Origin of the sequence: Streptococcus sp. A22 (assembly GCF_043674215.1) — a bacterium.
Lineage (GTDB): Bacteria > Bacillota > Bacilli > Lactobacillales > Streptococcaceae > Streptococcus > Streptococcus suis_V.
In genome coordinates this window covers 1-3,431 of the sequence record NZ_JBIMJQ010000055.1, presented here as the reverse complement: position 1 = coordinate 3,431, position 3,431 = coordinate 1, and the positions used below count along the sequence as shown (strand labels likewise).

Here is a 3,431-nt window from a genome sequence, read left to right as displayed (position 1 = left end):
GTCTCTAAGAAGGATTTATCAAATGAAATTGACACTAGGCCATTTTCTGTATCCACCTGTTGCAAGGTATATTTCGTAACTTCCGTTCCTTCTTTTAAGACAGAACCGTCTTTGAGGATGACATCCGTCATCAGATAGCTGCGATAAACACCATTGTACTCATCATGCTTTTCATCATAGTTATCTTCAAAACTATATTCAAATAAATCAGTCGCACGATTACTTGGAATCAAAGCTCCAACCAAACGATAGTTAAAGGTTTGATGCAAGGCCACTTCTTTCCCGTCAAGGCTGTCATCTTTATGAGACAAGTCAATTACCACATCTTTTTGTGGGTCTAGTTTGGGAACATTATTGACCACTGTTTCCGTCACATAGGCCACACCAAAATCAATTTGATAAGCTGTATTTTCATACTGACCACCTGTTTTGGTCAACTCATTTTTAACCGTCATCGGAAGCGTGACAACTAAGGTTTGTCCAGTCTTCACATAGGTCTCATAAAAGGCTTTTGGATCATCGCTACTAAGGACTTGAATGGCTCCTTTAGGCGTAAACTGACGTTTAGCCATGGCATCTTGAACGACTTTCGGAGCTTCTGACAAACTTGCAAAGGTGCTGACAGAGATACCAGATACACGATTGCCATCCTTATCCAAAACTTGAATACCATCTTGACTTAGGGTAAGAGCTTCTTCTGGGTAATCATCTACCATGTAAAATCCCTTGGCAAGAACATCATCCGTCACGACCATGTCCTTGTATTGACTGTAATCCAGAACAATTTTGTAATAATTGACCGTATTCGGAAGGACAGTCTTTCCATCAATTGACATGCCTTCTTGATTGGTATTAGACTTATGTGGAGTTACTTTAGGGACAAAATTCGTCACCGTGTTGGTTTCATAAGCTTGTCCAAAGTCCACCTGATAGGCCACGTTTTCATAAGACTTCCCTGAATTAAGCATGGTATCCAAAACAGTCATCGGAGTGACAATGGTAATATTCTCCCCTTTAGTCACATAAGATTCATAAAAGGCTTGTGGGTCTTCTGGCATGAAAACTTGGAAAGCTCCTTTAAGCTGAATGTTTTGTTTAGAAAGGGCTGCTTGTAAAGATTTAGGAGCTTCTGATAATTGAGCATAGGACTTCACCGTAATTCCTGAAACTGTTTTGCCATCAGATGAGATAAACTGAATAGCTGTTTCATCTGGCAATAACGCTTCTTCTGGATAATCATCCACAAAGTAAAAACCTTGTGCAATCTGAGAGTTGTCTGCTTTAATCCCTCGGTATTGGTCCAAGTCCCATGAGAGAGTATAGTGATTTTGAGTTCCCACTAGCATGGGCTTACCATTGATGTCCACTTTGTCTTTATTGAGGTTTTGTTTCTTGGATTCTGGAGAAACAAGGGTGTTAGTCACTTCTTTGGTTTCATAGCCATTGCCGAAATCCACTTGGTAACCCTTGTTTGTATAAGTCTTTGTCTGACCATAGAGACTATCTTTCACCGTCATTTTGGTCAGTAAAGCTAAAGATGTACCTGTTTTGACATATTGGTCATAAAAGGCTTGGTTGTCATCTGGCATAAAGACTTGAAAAGCACCTGTCGGTGTAATCTTAGCACGAGCTAATTTATCTTGAAGGTCTTTAGGGGCTTCATTTAACGAAGCATAGGTTTTAACCGTTATCCCTGATACCTTCTGACCATCAAGAGTTGTGATAGCAGTCCCATTTTCCACCACATCAAGCACTTCCTCTGGGTAATCATCCACAAAGAAGAAGCCACGTGCAATGGTCTCTTTAGCAGAACGATCTCCCTGATACTGGTCCAAATCCCATGTCAAACGGTAGTGGTTAGTTGTACCAAGAGCTACGACTGTATCATTGATGAGAACACCATCCGCATTTTCATTGTTCTTGTCAGGTGTAATATGAGTAGTTGTGTCACCATCACCTGGTGTACGAACTGTCACCACATTTGAAGTGACTGTATAAGCATTGGTTGTGCCCTTGTTCAAAAGGAGTTGGTAGCTATTAGAATAGGTTGCCCCATCATTTTGAACAGAACCATAGAGTTTTGGAGCAGTCAATTGATAAACCTTGGTTAAATCTTTGTTCACTTCCTGCAACAAGTTTTCCTTTGCGGTTAAGGTCACAAAGTTTTTAGATACATCAAAAGTCACTTCGTAGTCCCCATTTTCAGCCTGTGTTTTTTCCAAATCAAAGAGATACCCTGCAGGCAAGTAGTCCTCAAAAATGAGACTAGTCGTTTGGGCACGATTGGACGATAAGGCAGCAACTGTTAAGGGATAAATCACCGTAGAATCTTTTGCGACAGTTTTCTCATGAAGATTAGCTTGATCGCTATTGACCACTTCTTTCATAATCTCTGGTGTTGTCGTCAAACGGTACGCATGATAATGAACAGTCGGAACTTGTGGTGGCGTTGGAAGTTCTTTTGGAATAGGTTTAACAGGTAAGGTTAGTTTGGTCAAAGTTAGACTAGGCTGTACCACTTCTTCCAAAGGCTTTGGCGTGAAGGTTACTGGCTTTTCTGGTGTAAATGTTTTAGGAGTAAAAACATCTGGTGTTACCGTAATAGGTTCAGGAACAGGCTCAAGTTCCACCGTTACATGAGGTTTGGGACTATAAGGTGTTACTGTACGTGCAACTGGTAGGGTATTTAAGGCAAACCAGTAAGACAAACCAACATTCTGTGGCATATCGCCTTGTCCAAAGGTGACTGTGTAGGTATTGCCCGATGTGACCGTTGAGACAATAGCTCCTTTATAAGCATAACGACTTGATGTGGTATCCCATTCCTCAGGTAAGTTCAAATCACTTGCACGGTTGGAACCCAAAGAACGTGCTAGACCTTCATTAGTCACTTGAACGGTTGAGCCATTAATCGGCACAAATTTCCCAGATGAATCTTTAACATATTCTAGACCAATGTCATTATGATTGAGGGACGAGTGTGTAAAGACACCTGGTTTTTCTTTGGAGAAGGTAACTTGCGAACCGTCTTCCAAGAAATACTTAGCAACTACACGAAACTCCATCTTATCCGTTCGCCAGTCACCGTTTCCGTCATTTCGGTAGGCGATAAAACCTTCAGTTGGATCATTTGGCACAACCAATTTCACGGCATCGGTTCCAGCTGGTGATACAAGGTTGGTAATATCGTAAGTCACACGCCTAATCTTTTTCCCATCAAATCGTGCATGTTGAAGATTTTGATAGTTAAAACTAAGGGTCTCACCTGTTTTGAAGCTATCATAGACAAAGAAGCCCGTGGAATCTAAGATTCTTGAGTAGCCCCCAAGCATGGCATCACCAGTTGAAATAATCTGATCAGGATTTCGGGTAATGGCCCCATGTTGTGCTTGGGGTTCACCGTTATTGAGATTGAGAGCTTGAGCAAGGGC

Annotated in this window: 1 protein-coding gene; it reads right to left on the bottom strand. The window is 41.4% G+C overall.

Going from position 1 to position 3,431, the window contains the following annotated elements; all coding sequences use genetic code 11:
• Positions 1-3,431, bottom strand: a 3,431-nt coding sequence (locus ACHBHN_RS11175; protein ID WP_394734148.1) for an SspB-related isopeptide-forming adhesin, incomplete at both ends; no start/stop codon positions are given.